Source organism: Jeotgalibacillus sp. ET6 (assembly GCF_029667115.1).
Taxonomy (GTDB): domain Bacteria; phylum Bacillota; class Bacilli; order Bacillales; family Jeotgalibacillaceae; genus Jeotgalibacillus.
Genome location: NZ_JARUIU010000003.1, coordinates 412,275 through 430,456, shown reverse-complemented (window position 1 = coordinate 430,456; position 18,182 = coordinate 412,275). Strand labels below are relative to the sequence as shown.

14 protein-coding genes are annotated in these 18,182 nt (G+C 43.7%); 10 read left to right on the top strand and 4 right to left on the bottom strand.

Translation table 11 applies throughout. The features are described from left to right. Positions 1–35: 35 nt before the first annotated feature. A complete protein-coding gene (locus P6709_RS11005; RefSeq protein WP_278240975.1) occupies positions 36–557 on the bottom strand; it encodes a GNAT family N-acetyltransferase in 522 nt (173 codons plus the stop codon). A gap of 207 nt (positions 558–764) precedes the next feature. On the opposite strand from P6709_RS11005, the gene P6709_RS11000 reads away from it, so the two are divergent. Genes P6709_RS11000 through P6709_RS10990 form a run of 3 tightly spaced genes read left to right on the top strand, consistent with a single transcriptional unit; the run spans position 765 to position 4,356 of the window. Continuing rightward, complete coding sequence (locus P6709_RS11000) at positions 765–2,009, top strand: MFS transporter (protein WP_278240974.1); 1,245 nt, start codon at positions 765–767, stop codon at positions 2,007–2,009. Continuing rightward, a complete protein-coding gene (locus tag P6709_RS10995; protein WP_278240973.1) occupies positions 2,006–3,235 on the top strand; it encodes an MFS transporter in 1,230 nt (409 codons plus the stop codon). The genes P6709_RS11000 and P6709_RS10995 overlap by 4 nt, the downstream gene beginning before the upstream one ends. Positions 3,236–3,276: 41 nt before the next feature. Continuing rightward, positions 3,277–4,356 (top strand): NAD(P)H-dependent flavin oxidoreductase, encoded by a 1,080-nt coding sequence (locus P6709_RS10990; RefSeq protein WP_278240972.1) that lies wholly within the window; start codon positions 3,277–3,279, stop codon positions 4,354–4,356. Here the strand turns inward: P6709_RS10990 and P6709_RS10985 are convergent. Next, positions 4,334–5,035 carry a DUF421 domain-containing protein gene (locus P6709_RS10985; protein ID WP_278240971.1) on the bottom strand — a complete coding sequence of 234 codons (702 nt, stop codon included), beginning with the start codon at positions 5,033–5,035 and terminating at the stop codon, positions 4,334–4,336. The genes P6709_RS10990 and P6709_RS10985 overlap by 23 nt on opposite strands. Positions 5,036–5,708: 673 nt before the next feature. Here P6709_RS10985 and thrS point away from each other — a divergent pair. The 3 genes from thrS to P6709_RS10970 all read left to right on the top strand — a co-directional run bounded on the left by thrS (position 5,709) and on the right by P6709_RS10970 (position 9,804). Continuing rightward, complete coding sequence (gene thrS / locus P6709_RS10980; protein ID WP_442905320.1) at positions 5,709–7,616, top strand: threonine--tRNA ligase; 1,908 nt, start codon at positions 5,709–5,711, stop codon at positions 7,614–7,616. Positions 7,617–7,756: 140 nt separating this feature from the next. Then, positions 7,757–8,359: a YdhK family protein gene (locus P6709_RS10975; RefSeq protein ID WP_278240970.1), complete on the top strand. Its 603-nt coding sequence runs from the start codon at positions 7,757–7,759 to the stop codon at positions 8,357–8,359. 146 nt (positions 8,360–8,505) lie between these two features. Continuing rightward, a complete protein-coding gene (locus P6709_RS10970; protein WP_278240969.1) occupies positions 8,506–9,804 on the top strand; it encodes an APC family permease in 1,299 nt (432 codons plus the stop codon). 231 nt (positions 9,805–10,035) lie between these two features. Here the strand turns inward: P6709_RS10970 and P6709_RS10965 are convergent, their stop codons facing one another. Both P6709_RS10965 and P6709_RS10960 read right to left on the bottom strand, forming a co-directional pair. Then, positions 10,036–10,710, bottom strand: coding sequence for a response regulator transcription factor (locus P6709_RS10965; RefSeq protein ID WP_278240968.1), 675 nt, complete (start codon positions 10,708–10,710; stop codon positions 10,036–10,038). After that, positions 10,707–12,020: a sensor histidine kinase gene (locus tag P6709_RS10960; RefSeq protein ID WP_278240967.1), complete on the bottom strand. Its 1,314-nt coding sequence runs from the start codon at positions 12,018–12,020 to the stop codon at positions 10,707–10,709. The genes P6709_RS10965 and P6709_RS10960 overlap by 4 nt, the downstream gene beginning before the upstream one ends. A 462-nt stretch (positions 12,021–12,482) precedes the next feature. Between P6709_RS10960 and P6709_RS10955 the strand changes: the two genes are divergently transcribed. The 4 genes from P6709_RS10955 (at position 12,483) to P6709_RS10940 (ending at position 17,870) form a co-directional block, all read left to right on the top strand. Further along, positions 12,483–13,304: an MBL fold metallo-hydrolase gene (locus P6709_RS10955; protein ID WP_278240966.1), complete on the top strand. Its 822-nt coding sequence runs from the start codon at positions 12,483–12,485 to the stop codon at positions 13,302–13,304. Between the two features lie 13 nt (positions 13,305–13,317). Beyond that, positions 13,318–14,073 carry a class I SAM-dependent methyltransferase gene (locus tag P6709_RS10950; protein ID WP_278240965.1) on the top strand — a complete coding sequence of 252 codons (756 nt, stop codon included), beginning with the start codon at positions 13,318–13,320 and terminating at the stop codon, positions 14,071–14,073. Positions 14,074–14,312: 239 nt separating this feature from the next. After that, complete coding sequence (locus P6709_RS10945; RefSeq protein ID WP_278240964.1) at positions 14,313–17,054, top strand: glycoside hydrolase family 13 protein; 2,742 nt, start codon at positions 14,313–14,315, stop codon at positions 17,052–17,054. A gap of 258 nt (positions 17,055–17,312) precedes the next feature. After that, complete coding sequence (locus P6709_RS10940) at positions 17,313–17,870, top strand: hypothetical protein (protein ID WP_278240963.1); 558 nt, start codon at positions 17,313–17,315, stop codon at positions 17,868–17,870. The last annotated feature ends 312 nt before the right edge of the window (positions 17,871–18,182 follow it).

Here is an 18,182-nt window from a genome sequence, read left to right as displayed (position 1 = left end):
GCTTTTTTAGTCAAAAAAGTAAGCGGAATATCAATTCAAAGCTTCTTGCTTAGATACAGCACCAAATCATCATCATTTTCGCAGGCTGAATATTGTTCAGCCTGCTGGCCTCTATACCAGACTCCCGATCCGTCCGGTATGTATCCCCGCTTAATATACATCCTTTGGGCGGCGCCATAGCCTGAGTGCAGGCCTACTGCCAGTGTTATAAAGTCATGTTTTTCTTTAGAAAGTGATTCCGCTGCGTCCATGATTTTGCCGCCAATTCCTTTATTCTGAAACTTTATTAAAACGTTTAAATCAATAAGTTCGGAGAAATTTTCACTCGCGAACGGGCCCTTGTCAGCAGAAGGCAGCAAGATGGCATAGCCGGCCACCTGATGATCGATCTCAGCAACCAGTACGGTTATTTTATGGTCGTTTTGCTGCTGATAGTAATCTTCATATAACTCAACAGGCTTATGCCATCCCTGCTGTGAAAAGGCGGATACAAATTGTTGGATATCCCGTTCAATCATGGGACGAATGAGCAAATCGTCTTCCTGAAAATAAATCATAGCCACCTCTCCTTGTCATTGTGATAGTAAAGACCATTCCTAAAGCTTAAGGAAGTCCTGCAAGCTCAATTTTATCATGACAAAATTATAAAAGACTTAATTTTCGAAATATGGTAAGGTTATGGAAAGACGATCGGAAAAGGAGAAGGACGAATGTAAAAACCCCGTATAAATCATCCAACTGAATAAGGAAGAAGGAGCATTTATATGGGGAAAAAATCGTTTCGTTTCTTATGGATCGGACAGACGATGGCCAATGCCGGAGATATTTTGTTTATTGTCGGGCTGATTTCAACCATCTATCTGTTGTCGGGTTCTGCCTTACTTATGGCGCTGCTGCCATTTTTTAATATGACAGCACGGTTTATCAGTGCGCTTTTAGCCCCCTTTTTGCTTGATCGAATGCTTTTGCAGCGGTTACTGGCATTTTCTCAGATGGGAAAAACGGCCGTTCTCTTTGCGCTGGCTATTTTTTCAGGCATTTATTTAACCGAAGAGTTAATTTGGGCGCTGTTTATTTTTGTGGTGGTCATTGCATTTTTAGATGGATGGGCGAGTCCTGCCCGAAATGCCCTGATCCCGAGGCTTGTTGAAAAAGAGGAGCTCGTAAAAGCGAATAGCTTTATAGGAGTGGCGGATCAGCTTGTTCAGCTGGGCATGTGGCCGCTTGGAGCTATTTTTGCGGCATGGCTTGGGGCGCAGGAGGTTGTTTGGCTTACGGTTGGACTCTACATCTGTTCATCCTTCCTGATGGTTTTGCTTATGAAGAGCAGGGAGATAAAGAAGGCAGAAATTGAGCTGAACCAATCCAAATTTGAAGGATTTAAAGAAGGATGGGTGGCGATTGTAAAAAGCCCATTTTTATTCGTGATCAGTGTGTCGGAACTGATTGAATCCAATGCAAATGTAGTATGGATTGCCGCCATTATGTTTGTGTATGTAGCAGAGGTGCTGCAGGCAGGGGAAGAATGGTGGGGATACATTAATTCAAGCTTTTTTGCCGGTCTTTTACTTGGAGGAATTCTTGGCTTACGTTACAGTATGCGCATTGAAGAAAAGACGAGATTTTTGATTATCGTTGGTGCCTTGTTTACAGCCGCCATTACTGTGGTGTTCGCACTGATTGAAAGTCCGCTGACTGCCTTGGTCTTATCAGCTCTATTTGGTTTTTGCAGCCAGTTAAAAGGAGTGGCCCAGCAGACACTTGTTCAAAAAAGAGTCGCTGAACGGCTTCTGCCAAAGGTGTATTCAGCTCAGGAAGCGGCTTACTTTTCAATGTTCGGCCTTTCCACGCTGGGATTCGGCTATTTAACGGAAATCTACGGACCACGCTTTATCTTTTTACTTGCAGGTGGTTTGCTTTTTGCTTCGGCTGTCCTGTTAGTCGTTTTCAGGCGGCATTTAACGGATGCGGGGTCCGGTTCTGAATCTAGTCAGGTGGTGTCTTCATGAGTCTGCTTCGAAATCGGAATTTCGTCGTAATGTGGATTGAGCAGCTGGCTACGATTTTTGGAAACAGGTTTAGTGAGATCGCCATTCCCTTGATTGTTCTTCAGTTGACAGGTTCACCGCTGAACGCCGCATTAGCACTCGTTTGTCAACAGCTGGCTCCTCTGCTTTTAAGTCTTTCGGCAGGAAGCATTGCAGAGGGCAGGTCAAAGAAGAAAATAGCGATGGGAGCAGATGCTGTCAGCTTTCTGACGATGCTGCTGCTTGCGGGTATGGTGCTAATCAATGAATTGACGCTCTGGAAGCTCGGTGCTGCACTTTTTATTCTTGGAGCAGCCGGCGTATTTTTCCGGGTGTCATTTGGAGCAATGGTTCCAGGTGTGGCAGGACGCAGTCGTCTGGTGGAGGCTCATACCTATTTTGAAGGGGCAGATGCGGTAAGCACGTTAGCCGGTCCGGTTCTTGCGGGAGTGGTCCTGTCAGCTTTTGGTGCAGTATGGGCACTCGCAGTGGATGCGGTTACCTTTTTTATTTCATTTTTAGGAATATTGTTTTTAACGGTTTCCGGTACACCAAAAAAAGAAAAGAAAGAGGGGTTGACCTCAAAAGGTGATTTTTCTTTAAACGGAATCAGCTTGTTAGTGAAAAACCCTCTTCAACGGTTTGTGACGTTTAACCAGGCTGTATTAAGCTTTACTACGACCGCAATTACATTAACCGTGATCGTGTACACCTCTTCTGTGCTGGATTTTCAAGAGTGGCAGACAGGATTTGTGCTGTCTGCAGCGGGTGCCGGGAATTTGATCGGCGTTCTATTGCTGCATAAACTAAGCCGGCTGTCCTGGGGGATGCTGTATGGCGGACTGATGGGGATTTCAGCAGCAGGGATTTTTTTGATTATGGGATCCAGTCACATGTATTTCCTGGCGTTGGGCATGTTTTTATTTGATGGTGCGCTGTCTGTTGCATTTGTTATTAATGGCACGGCCAGGCAGGCCATTACACCCGATTCCTTTTTAGCCCGCATAGGAGGAGCCGGCCTTCTTCTCGGGGGAACTGCCGCAATTTGTGGAAATCTATTTGCCGGCGGTGTCTCGGAAAGTGCAGATCCAAGAGCTGTTCTGGGTGTTTGCGGCTTCCTCCTTCTTTTTGCTTCGGTGATTGCTTTTGCCTTTAAACAGGGGAAAAGAAGTGTAAGAGAATTGGAGCCGATAGCCCTGGATGAATGATAGCACGAGAATCATCGAAAAATCTTGAGAGGAATGGTTCCATGTGGTCTAACGAGCTAACGGAAAAACTCGGCATCAAGTACCCAATCATTCAAGCACCAATGGCAGGAGGCATCACCACAACGGAGCTTGTTGCTGCTGTATCAAATGAGGGAGCACTCGGCATGATTGGGGCAGGATATATGACGCCTTCATCCTTGTCCAAGCAAATCAAAGCTGTGAAAGAAAAAACCAGAAACCCTTTTGCTGTAAATCTGTTTGTGCCTGTTCCTTACGCTGCATCTAAAGGCGAAGTGGAGGATGCATACAAGGTGCTGAAGCCTTATCGGGAGAAACTGGGCCTGGGAGAAGAGGAAATTGCAGCACCTGAATATGAAAGAGATGTACAGACGTTTCAGGATTCCATCGAGGTAATAGTGGAAGAAGAGGTGGCGATTTGTTCATTCACATTTAGCCTGCCAGATCAAAGGGTGATCGAGCGGTTAAAAGAGGCGGGAGTAGTGTTGATCGGAACTGCCACCACGGTTGAGGAAGCGAAGGCGGTTGAAAAGTCAGGAATGGACATGGTCGTGGTTCAAGGAAGTGAAGCAGGGGGTCATCGGGGTCACTTTCTGAGAAAAAATGAAGAGAGTATGATCGGGCTGATGTCGTTGATTCCTCAGGCAGTCGACCATGTAGCTATTCCTGTTATTGCAGCAGGGGGCATTGCAGACGGCCGGGGGGCAAAGGCTGTACATGTTCTTGGAGGAGCTGCCGTACAAATTGGGACCGCCTTTTTAACCTGCAGGGAAAGCGGAGCAAACCCTGCTCAAAAAGAAGCCATCCTCCGTACAGGGGAAGAGCAAATGGTTATGACGCGTGCATTCTCAGGGAAATGGGCAAGGGGCATTCAAAATCAATTCATCCATGAAATGAGTGATTTTCAAGTAGACGTGCCGGCTTTTCCGATACAAAACGCGCTGACTAAAGACATCCGCCGCGCTGCATCCCAACAGATGAATACGGAATATATGTCGCTTTGGTCCGGTCAAAGTCCAAGAATGGCAAAGGAGCAGACGGTCAGGGAGCTGATCCATTCCATAACAGATCATAACTATTTCACCTGTACACACAAACGGTAATCTCGCCCTTTTTCGTAACAGTAGCGATTAATATATTGTCCAAATCTTCATTTTTGCTATGGATTTGCTCAAGCAGCCATTTGTCATCTTTGCCGCAGAGCATAAGTTCAGCTCGATTGATTTTGCCTTCTTTTACAACCATGCGCGGCAGCTCAAATGGAGACGAAGCCATTCCCATATCCGCAGGTGTCAGCGGCTGGTATTTAGGATCTGGAAAAACAGAAATAGTTCCTCCAGGCTCCCACAGTGCAAGTGCGACTTTGCTGAAGTCCTCCAGTTGTTCTTTTCGCAGTTCAGCGAGCAGACTTTCCACTGTAATGCGTGCTTTTTTTAAATGGCGGTAATAGATCTGCCCGTTTTCAATGAGCGTAATTGGCGCCGGGTCAACAAGTCTTTTCAATGGTGGGAAGTGCAGCGTTAAAAAAACGCCTGAAAGATACAGAGTGACCAGCACACTCATGGTTGTGATAGATCCAGTCATGCCCAAACCTTCGTCTGACAAAGGGTGGGCAATGATGTTCCCAATTAATAAAGCCATCACGAAATCCATGAATCTCAGCTGGGAAATGGAACGCTGCCCCATGATTTTAGCGATGAGCACAAGAAAGAAAAAACCAATGACGGCTCTAAGTCCCCACTCTAAAATGGAGAGAGATTCCTGACCGCTGAAAAAATCCATTGTACGTTCACATCCCGGAATAAAAGTGTTTTTCGTAGTGTTCCTCAAACAGCGAAAACCATTAAAAAGTAAATTCACTCCTTGACAGCTTGAATATCCTTCTATATATTGAATAAAAATGAAACGCGATGACGAGGATACGAATTTTTCTGAACGGTTTTTAGAGAGGGAGGCCATCGGCTGGGAGCTTCCTGACGCAGCAGAAAAATTTACCCCCTTTGAGCTGTATGGACGAAGGCCAGTAGTCAATACCGCAGGAGCTGCGATAAAGCTGAACAAGCCGTCACTTGATGTTAAGGAGTGACGGGAACTTGGGTGGAACCACGAGTCAAGCACACACTCGTCCCTATTTTAGGGATGATTGTGTGCTTTTTTTAATACGCTTAGTGATGAAAAGGATCTGAAGAATTGTGAACGGCTGAAAAGAGAGGGAAGCCACCGGCTGAAAGCTTCCTCGGCGCAGCTCAATTCTTTACCGCCTTGGAGCTGAAAGAGTGAACCAGCAGTAGCTCTTTCCGCAGAAGCTGCGATAAAGCTTGAATGAAGCCATTTTGATGTATTTTAAAATCAGGATGGAAAGCTGGGTGGAACCGCGGGCTGCACACTCGTCCCTTTTGTATAGGGGATGGGTGTGTTTTTTTGTTGTAAATTTTTATGAAAAGGAGAGATCAACATGGAAAAAATTCAAATTCGGTTCCCGGATGGAAGAGAGGGCAATTATCCACGCGGCATATCCCTACAGGAGGTAGCGCAGTCCATTAGTCCTCAATTAAGGAAAAATGCGGCTGCCGGGATCGTGAACGGGAAGCTGGTCGACTTGAAAAGCAGCCTTCAGGAAGATGCATCGCTTGAACTGGTGATGCTTCAATCCAAAGAAGGGGCTGAAGTGATGAGAAAGACGGCTGCACAGGTACTTGCACAGTCAATTAAACGTTTGTTTAATGGAGTAAACCTTGGGACAGGGCCTGTTGTAGAGAATGGTTTTTATTATGAAGCAGAGCTTGCAGAAACGATTTCTGTTCAGGATCTTGCCAAATTTAAAAAAGAGATGAAAAAAATTATTAATGAAAATCTGCAGATTGAACGTGAAGAAGTGTCTCGAAAAGAAGCCGAAGAGATCTTTAAAGAAGATGATCTGAAGCTTGAACAGTTAAGCGAGTTTTCAAAGGGGGAAATGATTTCGATTTACCGTCATGGAGACTTTGTTGACGTGTGTAAAGGACCTTTACTCCCCTCTACTAAAAAGATCCCTGCCTTTCAGCTCACTCATGTATCCGGAGCGTATTGGAAAGGCGACAGTTCAAATAAAGTACTGCAGCGAATATATGGCGTCGCCTTTTCATCGCAGGAGGAACTGAAGAAACATCTTCACTTTGTAGAAGAAGCCCAAAAGAGAAATCACCGCAAAGTAGGAAAAGAACTTGAGTTATTTATGTTTTCAGAGGAAGCGCCCGGGATGCCGTTCTATTTGCCAAATGGACTGGTCATACGAAATAAACTGGAAGAATTCCTGCGGTCGCTTCAATTCCAATTTGACTATGAGGAGGTGCGCACGCCGATTATGATGAACCAGCGATTATTGGAGCAGTCAGGTCACTGGGATCATTACAAAGAAAACATGTATTTTTCCGAGGTCGATCATCAGAGGTTTGCTTTGAAGCCCATGAATTGTCCTGGTGCGATGATGATCTACAGGGACTCGCTCCGTTCCTATCGTGATTTACCAATTCGCATGGCGGAGTTTGGGCAGGTGCACCGTCATGAATATAGCGGGGCGCTGAACGGAATGCTGCGCGTCCGGTCATTTTGCCAGGATGATGCCCACCTTTTTGTCACTCCGGAGCAAATAGAAGAAGAAATTGTGCAGGTGTTGAAGCTGATTGATCGCGTGTATCATACGTTTGGGTTTGACTACAGCATCGAACTTTCCACAAGGCCTTCTGACTTTATGGGAGAGGAAGCATTATGGGATCAGGCTGAAACTGCACTAAAAAATGTATTGAACACACTCAAGCTTCCTTACCGTTTAAATGAAGGGGACGGGGCTTTCTATGGTCCGAAAATAGATGTACACATTAAAGACGCACTGCAAAGAAGTCATCAATGTGCAACAGTGCAGCTCGATTTTCAAATGCCTGAAAAATTCGATCTCTCCTATATCAATGAGAAAAACGAAAAAAGCCGGCCAGTCGTTATTCACAGGGCTGTCTTTGGGTCAGTTGACCGCTTTCTCGGAATCTTGATCGAGCATTACGGAGGCGCTTTTCCTCTCTGGCTTGCCCCCGTTCAAGTAAAGATTCTCCCTGTATCCAATGAAGCGCATCAGGCGTACGCCAAAAAAGTGTTGAAGCAGCTAAAGCAGCAGGAGATTCGGACAGAGCTTGACCTTCGGGAAGAAAAACTCGGCTACAAAATGAGGGAAGCACAGCTGAAAAAAATTTCTTACCTTCTCGTGATAGGAGATAAAGAAGTGGAGAATGAGACGGTTAATATACGAGTGTATGGCCAGGAGGGAAGAAGGGAGAGTCAAGTAGAGGAATTAATGGCTGAAATGAAAAAGTTCCAGGATCTTAAACAGTAACAAAATTTAATAGCGTGATCATGATTGAACTTCCCACCCTGAATGTAAAACCAGTAAAAAGATAAAAGAATCTTTTTCTGCAACGATTCTGCACATATATAGGGTACATTAAAACGGACTAAAGAAGTGGAGGAATTTAAATGAAATTCAAAAGCAAATTCTCAAAAGGAATCATAGTCCTCAGTATAAGCGCGGTTCTTGCAGCGTGTGGGGGAGAGGAAGAAAACACGGGTGCTGGAGATGATATGAAAGAAAATATGAACCAAATGGAGGAAACAGAAAATTCCATGGATGAAATGGATCACTCAGGCATGCATATGTCAGGATCCGGCGAAGTGCCTGAGGGACTGGAAGAAGCTCAGAACCCGGCTTTTGAAGAAGGGGACACAGCCATTATTACGGAAGCTCATATGGAAGGCATGAAAGGAGCAGAGGCTGTGGTTATCGGGGCTTACGACACTATTGCTTACAGCATTTCCTATGATCCAACAAATGGCGGAGAACGTGTGAAAGATCATAAATGGATCATTCATGAAGAAATTGAAGAGGCGCAGGAAACTCCATATACAGCGGGAGATGAAGTGGAAGTCAGTGCAGACCATATGGAGGGCATGGAAGGGGCAAAGGCTAAAATTGAATCTGCTGAGGAAACAACTGTTTATATGATTGATTTCACGCTGGAATCCGGAGAAGAAGTGACAAATCACAAATGGGTTACTGAAGGTGAGTTGTCTGGTGAATAAGTACTGAATGGAACAGGTAAGAAATGTTGGCGATTCGTTTCGCAAAAATGAATCGACTCATAAATATTTGTCCTCGTTTATCTCTTCCAGGGCTGATTTTAAATAAGAAACTTTAGCAGAAAGCATCCAAAAGGAGGCAGAGCGCGATGAGTAAATATAAAGAAAACAGTATCACATTAACAGGAGCAGTCGGTCTTGGTACCGGTGTGATGGTTAGTGCTGGTATTTTTGCCTTATTAGGACAAGTAGCAGAACTTTCCGGTGTATGGTTTCCGCTAATGTTTATTGCGGGCGGTATCGCTACTGCTTTTAGTGCGTATTCTTATATTAAAATGAGTAATCATTATCCATCTGCTGGCGGGATTGGAATGTTTTTAGCGAAAGCGTACGGTGAAAAAACGATTACAGCCGCAGCTGCCTTATTAATGGCGTTATCTATGGTAATAAATCAAAGTCTTGTTGCAAGAACGTTCGGCACCTATACCCTTCAGTTGTTCGGTACAGACTCAGGAAGCTGGCTGGTACCGGCACTTGGTGTTGGTTTGTTAACCATCGCTTTTCTCATTAATATCGCAGGCAATTCGTTTATTCAGACATTCACTTCAGTTATGTCTCTGCTGAAAATTCTGGGACTCACGATTTTCGCAATTGCAGGCTTGTGGGTCTCTGGCTTTTCATTTGAACCAGCTGAAGTGGGAACCAATGCACCAAATTTGTCCGGTGCAAGTTATATTGCGGCTATTGCACTCACCATATTAGCATTTAAAGGATTTACGACAATTACAAATAGTGGAGCTGAGATCAAGGAACCGAAAAAAAATGTGGGTCGCGCGATTATGATTTCGATTGCAGTCAGCCTCTCGGTCTATCTGATCCTGGCATGGGCTGTATCCAGCAGCTTGTCCATTACTGATATTATTGAGGCTAAAGATTATGCGCTCGCTGAAGCTGCCAGACCGGCTTTTGGAGAATTAGGAGTTTGGTTTACAGTTATTATTGCAATTCTTGCTACAGTTTCCGGAATCATCGCCAGTGTCTTTGCAGTGTCCAGAATGCTTGCCATGCTGACAGACATGAAACTGATACCGCACAGACATTTCGGCATGCCAGGGAATATTCAAAAACATACACTTGTTTATACAATTGTCCTTGCCATGGCACTTACTGTTTTATTTGATTTAAGCAGAATAGCAGCAATTGGCGTAATTTTATACCTTATCATGGACATTATTGTTCATTGGGGCGTTTTAAAAAAGCTAAGAGATAAAGTGAATGCCAACCCGGGGATTGTCCTAACTGCACTATTGATAGACGGTATTGTACTTGGAGCTTTTATTTGGATAAAACTGCAGCAGGATTGGTTGATCGTTGCAGTAGCTGCAGGTATTACTATGCTCACGTTTACGGGTGAAAAGTACTTCTTGAGGTCAGGCGAAGATAAGTAAATCGAAAATATAGGCAGTTCCTTCAGGATGTCGCGGCAAGCTGAGTCTTCAGAGAGTAAACCACAGGAGGCTCAGCACCGTTTCTTCCCCAATCCCAACGCCTAAAGGGCAGTAATCCGGATACAGGCATCTGTAGATTTCAATCCTTAACGGAAGAAGATTTTAGAATAACGATTCAGAAAAGCACTGAATAGATGGTTTACCTGCATTTGTTGAAATCCAGTCCCCTCTTCAATGAATCCATTTATACCCGACGCCCCAAACAGTTTGTAAATGTCTCTCTAATGGAAATCCGGTTTTTCTCAGTTTGTCCCGCAGATTTCTTACATGTGAGTCTACTGTGCGGCCGTCTGTCCAGGCCTCGTACCCCCAAATAAGAACGAGTAGCTGTTCTCTGGAGTAGGCTCTTCCGGGATTTTTAAGCAGTTGTCCAAGTATAGAAAATTCTTTTGGCGTGACGTTAATTTGTTTTCCCTCAAAAGAAAGTTCATGTGATCCTTCGTTCCATATTAACCCTTCGCATTCAATTACTCTGGCAAAATCATCTGACGTTCTTCTGAAAACCGCATGAATTCTTGCGATTAATTCTTCTTCATCAAAAGGTTTTACAATATAGTCATCTGCACCGTGCTGAAGCCCTTTGACAATCTCTTCTTTTTCATGAAGTGCGGTGAGGAGTATGATGGGGACGTCTGAAAATCTGCGAATCTCTCTGCAGGTTTCAAAGCCATCTAATACAGGCATCATGACATCTAAAAGGATTAAGTCAGGCTCCTCTTTCTTAACAAGGGCAATGGTTTCCTCCCCGCTGCGCAGTTTGATGCATTCATATCCAAGAGGATTGAGATAAAGTTCAAGTAAATCAAGCATCCGCTGTTCATCATCTACGAGTGCGATTTTTTTCATGAGGCCACTCCTTTTAAATCAATAGTAATACGTAAGCCGGAAAGTGTATTTTCGGCTGAGATTTTTCCATCGTGGGCTTCGATGATTTCTTTCGTGATGGCAAGGCCAAGGCCAGTCCCGCCCGTTTCTCTATTCCTTGACGAATCAACCCTGAAAAATCGATCGAATAGAAAAGGGAGTGCATCTTCATTTACACCAGGTCCTTCATCTGTGACTGTAATACAATCTTGGTTGACAGTAAGTTTCACTGCTTTACCTGCAGGTGTGTATTTTAATGCGTTATCGATCAAGTTCATGATGACCTGCTCAAACCGATTTCGATCAATTTGTTTCGTAAATGCTGCACCGGTTTTTAGTTGAAGACTGATTTCCTTTTCTTCAAAGACAAGCTGCATCCTGTCAATGATATCCTGGATAAAAGAAGTCATTTCCGTTTGCTCAGGTTGAATCGTAAAACTGTTTTCTTCCATTCTGGCGAGTTCAAATAAATCCTCAATTAATCGCTGAAGACGTTGAGATTCTTCATAGATAATTCCGCCATATGCAGAGTGCTCTTTTTTTAAAAGTCCTGCATAGCCCTTAATGTACGTAATCGGTGTCCTTAATTCATGGGCAATAGATGTTAAAAAAGCTTTACGGGTATGCTGAATTTGATGGAGATCCCCAGATATTTTCGTAATCGCTCTTGCCAGTTCACCAATTTCATCCTTGCGCCTTGTTTCCGGAACGGTTATGACCTGGCCATCGCTCAGTTTTCCAGCGGCTTGTCTAATTGAGAGCAGCGGTTTAATAATAACGTGACTCAGAAAATAAAGACTGAATAGCAAAAACCCAACTGTCAGCAGGGCTGCAACAAAGAAATGACGGTTTAACTCATGTATTAATGACTGAATCTGTTCTGTTGGTTTGAGCATAATTACACTGCCCCCGCTGTTAATTTTGCTGATGCTTGCCAGAAAGGGTTCGTTTCGCCAGTCGTCTTCAACAATTCCTTCATTTTCTGATAGCCATTCATCTTTTATATGTTTAAAGGCGTTGTTGGAAGCACCTGCAACGTTTCCTTCTCCATTCATGATGACTACCTCCGTCCTTGCTTTATCCTCCATCAGGACAACATGTTCAATCGTTTTTTCATCATAATTATCCATTAGAACATCACGGTGACTGTTCCCGCGCTGGAGAAGATTTTCTAGTTCATTTTGGACCTGTTGATTAACAAGAAGGTTGTGCATCACAAACAAAGAAACAACCAAAATGACGGCTATTCCAACCAAATAAAAGAGACTGATTTTCAAAGATAATTTGTTCATTTTACTCACCCTTCCCACAAGACCAGTATACGGGTATTTTGTGCAGAAAATATGCAGAAGCAAACGGAGTTTGATTTTAGATTTTTTTAGAATTACATGAAAATAATCAAATCATGAAATAAAAGTGATATCTTTTTCTCATCAATGTGTGTGTTTATGAATATACACGATTTTGATAAAAGCCGGTGTGTAAATGACGACTAATTTTGATTGATTAGTGTGCATAGGTATTTAAAATTGCTCTTAATGGCGCACAAAAACAGAGCGTCAAATGACAGTATATCGAAAAATCTCATCGTTTCTTTCGTTTAACGGCCATTCCTTTTTCCCTTTCCACCCATGAAGCATGATTCTATCAATTTCTGACTTATTTATGTTGATAGGGAGGAATTTGGAGGGGAAATGTGGAAAGCCAAGTGGGATGTAAATTTAGTAAGAATAACGAAAAATAGGAGCGATTTAATGACCTTTTATATCTGTGAAACATGCGGGGTTCAATATGAGGCAAGTGAACATCCGCCAGAGAAATGCCTAATTTGCGAAGAAGAAAGACAATATGTATCACCTCAGGGGCAGACATGGACGACTCTTGAAGCTTTGAGAAGCGGCGATGTCTATCATAATGAAATTTTGCAGGAGGAAGAAGGGCTGTTCAGCATCACGACAACGCCATCCTTTGGAATCGGACAGACGGCTTATCTGGTTCAGGACCAAGGCTTTAATATGCTGTGGGACTGCATCACCTACATAGATGAAAAAACAAAAGAGGACTTGGTCTCAAAAGGCGGGGTCCATGCGATTGCGCTTTCTCATCCCCATTATTATTCTACTCAGGTGGAGTGGGCAGAGGTGTTTAACGTTCCGATTTACATTCATGAAGATGATCGGGAATGGGTGACAAGACCCTCTGACAGGATTATTTATTGGAAAGGAGAATCTCTGGCCTTATCAGACGGAATAAAGCTTCACCGGCTTGGCGGGCATTTTAAAGGAGGAGCAGTGCTGCACTGGTCTTCTGCCGGGCATAATGGAATTCTCCTGACAGGGGATGTCATTCAGGTAGCAGCAGACCGCAGATGGGTGAGCTTTATGTACAGCTATCCGAACATGATTCCACTGCCGGCACCAACAGTAGCAAGAATCGCAAATCAAACCGCTTCACTCACCTTCGACCGTTTATACAATGCCTTTCACCGTGTTGTAAAAGAAGAGGCAGGTCAGGCTGTGCAGCGATCAGCAAGGCGGTATATTCAAGCGTTGGAAGGCAGACGTTTTACTACATAAACGAGGTGACGGGTTGTTTAGCTACTATGGAAAACTGAGTACAGAGGTATATAATCTGACAAAGCCTCCCGGGCATTCAATCGACGGGGATATTGAGTATTACGCAGATCGGTTAAAGGGTGTAAAGGGGCAAATTCTTGAAGCAGGCTCAGGTACGGGCAGGATGCTCATCCCGCTTTTGGAAGAAGGGCTGAAGGTTGATGGCATTGATTATTCTGAGGAGATGCTTGATTCCTGCAGGGAACATTGTCAAAAAAGAGGCCTGTCACCCCAGCTATATCAAGGAGATTTAAGGGACTTTTTATTGGCTGAGACGTACGACGCAATTATTATGCCCACAGGATCCTTTGCTTTGCTCGACAGCAGGGGGGCAGCAGAAAAGGCACTATCGTTATTTTATCAGCATCTCAATTCAGGTGGCAGAGTGATCATTGATTTGTATCTTCCAGCCTCCTTTCAAGAAGGAGAAGTAACAACAACGGCTTTTGATTTAGGACAAGGAGAAGGCATTACCCTGGAAAAAAAGTCTGTTGAAACAGATTGGATCCATCAGCAAACGGTGACCTATTTAAAGTACGAAAAATGGAGCAAGGGAAGGCTGATTGACACAGAGCTTCAACAGTTCACCCTTAGATGGTACGGACTTGAAGAATTTATCATGCTGCTTGAAAGAGCAGGATTTAAAGAAATTACATGTTCAGCGGGCTACCAGTTTTTGCAGCAACCTTCCCATGGGGAGCAGGTTTTCACGTTTGAAGCAGTAAAATAGGCAGCAAGCAGACTGGGGGGGCGAGCTGGCAGAGCTTATCCCCTGCCTGGAGGAAAAGAGCTTAAAAGAGCCAGCGGAAGAATCCAATACAGGGTCTGTTTACCTATTTTTTATGCAAACGCTTTCAAATTCAACTGAATATGCTATGATTTTTGGAAGAGCTGTTGCTTACATAGAAGAAGATCATCCACGACAATGCAACCGCTTGCACTATCATATAAAAAGGAGAATGATCTGGTATGAAGCGTTTGACTGTTGTGCTGTTATCCTTTGTCTTACTGGTAAGTTTTATCGTCGCACCTCTGCTTTCGGTCCCTCAAGCTATGGCTGAAGAAGCTCCATACGATTCTGTGGTGCTAAGAGGAAGCGAAGCGCCGCTTGATTGGAGCTCAAATCAAAATCCCCTGACGTACGACGAGGAAAGCAAGACGTGGGAAAGTGCGCCGATTTCTTTAACAGGCGGGAAGAAACTGGAGTTTAAGTACGTCTATGATGGTGAATGGATGCAAGGGGATAACTTGGTCTTCACACCTGACCGGGACGGCAAATATGTCTTTATTTTTTACCCGGAAGAAGAGCGGAAAGTGGATGTCCGTCTTGCGGATGACTATGAAGGCAGCATTACGCTGCATCTAACCGTTCCCGATTCCACTCCTCAATGGGCCATCCCGACTGTGGCGACAAATTTAAATGCCTACAACTATGAATTAACATCTCTTCAAAAGGGAGAGGGCGAGAATGAATGGGTTTTAGAAATTGAAGGAAACCCTGGAGAAGAGCTGCAGTATGTGTACGGGCTTGGAGCAGAACAGTACAAAGAAAATAAAGAGGATAAGCGAACCGCTGTTTTCTCAAAAGAAGGAACAATAGTTGAGGATACAGTTGAAAGCTGGATGGCGGTTCCGATTGCGGAGAACGTTACGCATGATTTTCAGCACACCCCTTTTCTGCCAACAAAAAAGGATAATGTAACGGTTAAAACAACAGTCGAGCATTATGGACCGATTGATTCGGGGGCTTTATATTATACAGCCAATGGATCTTCTCCAAACGGGAAGCGGGGAGAGGTCACAAGGGGCAAAGTAGTTGAGTTAAACGTGGAATCAACGACAGAGCAGGCAAATGGTCTTTTCATTACCGTACTATCCGGAGTCATTCCTAAACAGCCGGATCAATCGCGTGTAAAATACAAAATTGATGTGTGGCATTCAGAGGGTGAAGGCTCTCAATTTGCGGACACAAACAGCTTTGATCAAAAAGAGGCAACAGAGTTCGCGTATTATGTAGACACCTTTCAATCACCCCAATGGGCGAAGGATGCCTCCATCTATCATGTTTTTGTAGATCGCTTTTACGATGGAAATAAAGCGAATAATGAGCCTGTGGACCCGGACCTCCCTTATGATGAACAGTTAAAAGGCTGGATGGGTGGAGATTTGGAAGGAGTAAAGAGAAAGGTCCGGTACATTCAGGAGCTTGGCTTTGATACGATCTGGATCTCGCCTGTTTTTGAAGGACCATACTCTCATGGGTATCACCCGACGGATTTTAAAAAGATCGATGAACGCTTTGGCAATGAAAAAATAATGAAGGAACTCATTACAGAGGCTCATAGAAGAAAGATGAAGGTCGTGTATGATTTTGTGCCGAACCACACCTCAAGCGGGCATCCATTCTTTGAAGATGCAAAAGCAAAAGGAGAAGGAAGTCCATTCTACAACTGGTACACCTTCACAGAATGGCCGAATCAGTACAATATGTTTTACGGTATTCCTGAATTGCCTGAATTAAATAATGATAATCTTGCAACAAGACGATATGTTTTAGGAAATGTAGTGCCCTATTGGCTTCGTCAATTAAAATTTGACGGCTTCCGTCTGGATTATGCCAAAGGGCCAAGCTACAGCTATTGGGTTGATTTTCGTCATGCGGTGAAAAAGACCAATCCAAATGCTTTTATCTTCGGAGAAGTTTGGGATACCAGAGAGAAAATTAACTCATATGCCGGAAAATTAGATGGTGCGCTTGACTTTGGTCTGGCAGATACCATGGTAAATGTCTTTGCGAAGGACCGTTCAATGACTGAGCTGAGCAGCACGATAGCAGATAATCTTTCAACGTATCCGAAAGAATATCAAATGGTCACGTTTTTAGATAACCACGATAAACCAAGATTCCTGTTTGAAGCAGGGGGAGATGTAAATAAACTGAAACTGGCTGCAGCTGCACAATTTACTTTGCCGGGCACTCCTGCTGTTTATTACGGCACAGAGGTTGGTTTGTCGCAAAGTAAAGATCATAATCTGGTTCCGGATTGGAAGGATCGCTATTACCGTGAAATGATGCCATGGAAGAAGGAAGATCAGGACCTGGAGCTGAAAGGTTTCTACCAGGATCTCGTGGCGCTCAGGAACAAGGAGCAGGCCCTGCGCACAGGCACCTTTAAAGAAATCAGTGTATCAGAGGACGTATTTGTCTATGAGCGGAGCACGAAAAATAAGAAATTTTTAGTCGTTCTGAACAAAGGGGATGCATCAGGCTTATCGCTTAATACGATCTATAATCAGTCCTCTTTAAACGGTGTAAAGCTGAGGGATGCAATGGACCGGAGAAAGTCTGTCCAACCTAAAAAAGGTGAACTGACTGTCAGGATGCCTGCCCAGTCGTTCGCAGTATACGAAGTATCAGGCAAACTCGAGCAAGCGGCTCCGGATGAAGCCAAAAAATATAAGGAAGTGATCATCAGAGGAAGCGAGCCGTTCAATTGGGAAAACAATGATTTTTCATTGTCTTATGATACCAATGAAAAAGTGTGGAAAACCAAGCCGGTCAAGCTTTCAGCAGGACATAGAGTTGAATTTAAATTTGTCAGGGACGGGGAATGGCTCGAAGGGGACAACCTGGTCTACACAGCTGAGACCGAGAAAGAATATGTATTTGTCTTTAACGCAATGGATGAAAGAAAAGTGGACGTTCGTTAAGCTGGATGGTGTTAATGAAACGGTATTCCTCAATTCAATGCAGTCGCCAGCTTCCAAGGCATTTCTACCGGTATTGTCAATAAAGGAACGAAAATTGAAGTGAAAAAGAGGGTCTGGGACAAAAGTGTCTCAGGCCCTTTGATCGGTTTGCCGGCTCCGTTCAGCTCTTACTATTGAGTAACACTGCGAGGCAGATTACTCACGTATGAATTAGTGTAATTATAACGGACAAACTAATCCTAAATAATAGTAAGGGTGATGAATTTGAAAAAAAGTGTTCTTCTTCTTTTTTTGGGTTTTTTAGGTTTCTTGACTTTTGAAATCAGTGATGACAAAGTTTCTGGAAATACAAACGATCCTCCACAACCTTTCGAGGAAATCTATACTGAAGGTGGATACAAGTCGGTAGATGCAGCAGTAGAAGATTTTGAACAACACTTTAAGCAAGAGATTAAGTTACCGCTAAGAATACCACCAATTAGCTTCACCCATTACTTTGGCAGGTTTAGTAATTTAGATGGTGAGATAAACGATACTTTGGAGGTTGTATTTATAAGTGACCAATTTCCTGACAACCATTTCAACATAGAGATTAGGCCGATTGAATATAAGATTCCGGTCGATAAGTATAAAACAAAAGTAATGAAGTTAAAAAACGGAAAAAACGCAATCTATGTTAATGATCAGAATGTTGCTTTTAACATGCTGGTCTTCGAAAGAGGTAGTTGGCAATATATGCTTAGTATTGATAAAGGTGTGTCTGATGAAGTAACACCAGAAATACTCGTTCAACTGGCAGATTCTATTGATTATTAAGTTAACGTTTTTAATAAACGGGTCGCGATAGTGAAAGAAGCCATTAGCAACCACAAAAATAGGTTGGGAAAAATCTCAAAAAGTTTAAAAAAAGAGACGGTAATGATCAATAGTAAGAGGTGAGCGGAGCGGAAGGTGGCGACTCCTGCAGGATATGACGGCAAGCTGAGACTAAACAGGGCAGCGCCTTGGAGAGGCTGAGCGCCGTCCCTGCGGAAAGCGTCCACCTGAAGTGCAGCGAACCGGTCAAGAGGCTGGGACACTTTTGTCCCTCCCTCACTACATAGTAAATAATGAAAGATTGGGAGGAAA

Coding starts and splice junctions, on each gene's coding strand:
- P6709_RS10945 (WP_278240964.1), top strand. CDS start 14,313: ATGAAGCGTTTGACTGTTGTGCTGTTATCCTTTGTCTTACTGGTAAGT.
- thrS (WP_442905320.1), top strand. CDS start 5,709: ATGGAAAAAATTCAAATTCGGTTCCCGGATGGAAGAGAGGGCAATTAT.
- P6709_RS10965 (WP_278240968.1), bottom strand. CDS start 10,710: ATGAAAAAAATCGCACTCGTAGATGATGAACAGCGGATGCTTGATTTA.
- P6709_RS10985 (WP_278240971.1), bottom strand. CDS start 5,035: ATGGATTTTTTCAGCGGTCAGGAATCTCTCTCCATTTTAGAGTGGGGA.
- P6709_RS10995 (WP_278240973.1), top strand. CDS start 2,006: ATGAGTCTGCTTCGAAATCGGAATTTCGTCGTAATGTGGATTGAGCAG.
- P6709_RS10990 (WP_278240972.1), top strand. CDS start 3,277: ATGTGGTCTAACGAGCTAACGGAAAAACTCGGCATCAAGTACCCAATC.
- P6709_RS10970 (WP_278240969.1), top strand. CDS start 8,506: ATGAGTAAATATAAAGAAAACAGTATCACATTAACAGGAGCAGTCGGT.
- P6709_RS10975 (WP_278240970.1), top strand. CDS start 7,757: ATGAAATTCAAAAGCAAATTCTCAAAAGGAATCATAGTCCTCAGTATA.
- P6709_RS11005 (WP_278240975.1), bottom strand. CDS start 557: ATGATTTATTTTCAGGAAGACGATTTGCTCATTCGTCCCATGATTGAA.
- P6709_RS10940 (WP_278240963.1), top strand. CDS start 17,313: ATGAATTTGAAAAAAAGTGTTCTTCTTCTTTTTTTGGGTTTTTTAGGT.
- P6709_RS10960 (WP_278240967.1), bottom strand. CDS start 12,020: ATGAACAAATTATCTTTGAAAATCAGTCTCTTTTATTTGGTTGGAATA.
- P6709_RS11000 (WP_278240974.1), top strand. CDS start 765: ATGGGGAAAAAATCGTTTCGTTTCTTATGGATCGGACAGACGATGGCC.
- P6709_RS10955 (WP_278240966.1), top strand. CDS start 12,483: ATGACCTTTTATATCTGTGAAACATGCGGGGTTCAATATGAGGCAAGT.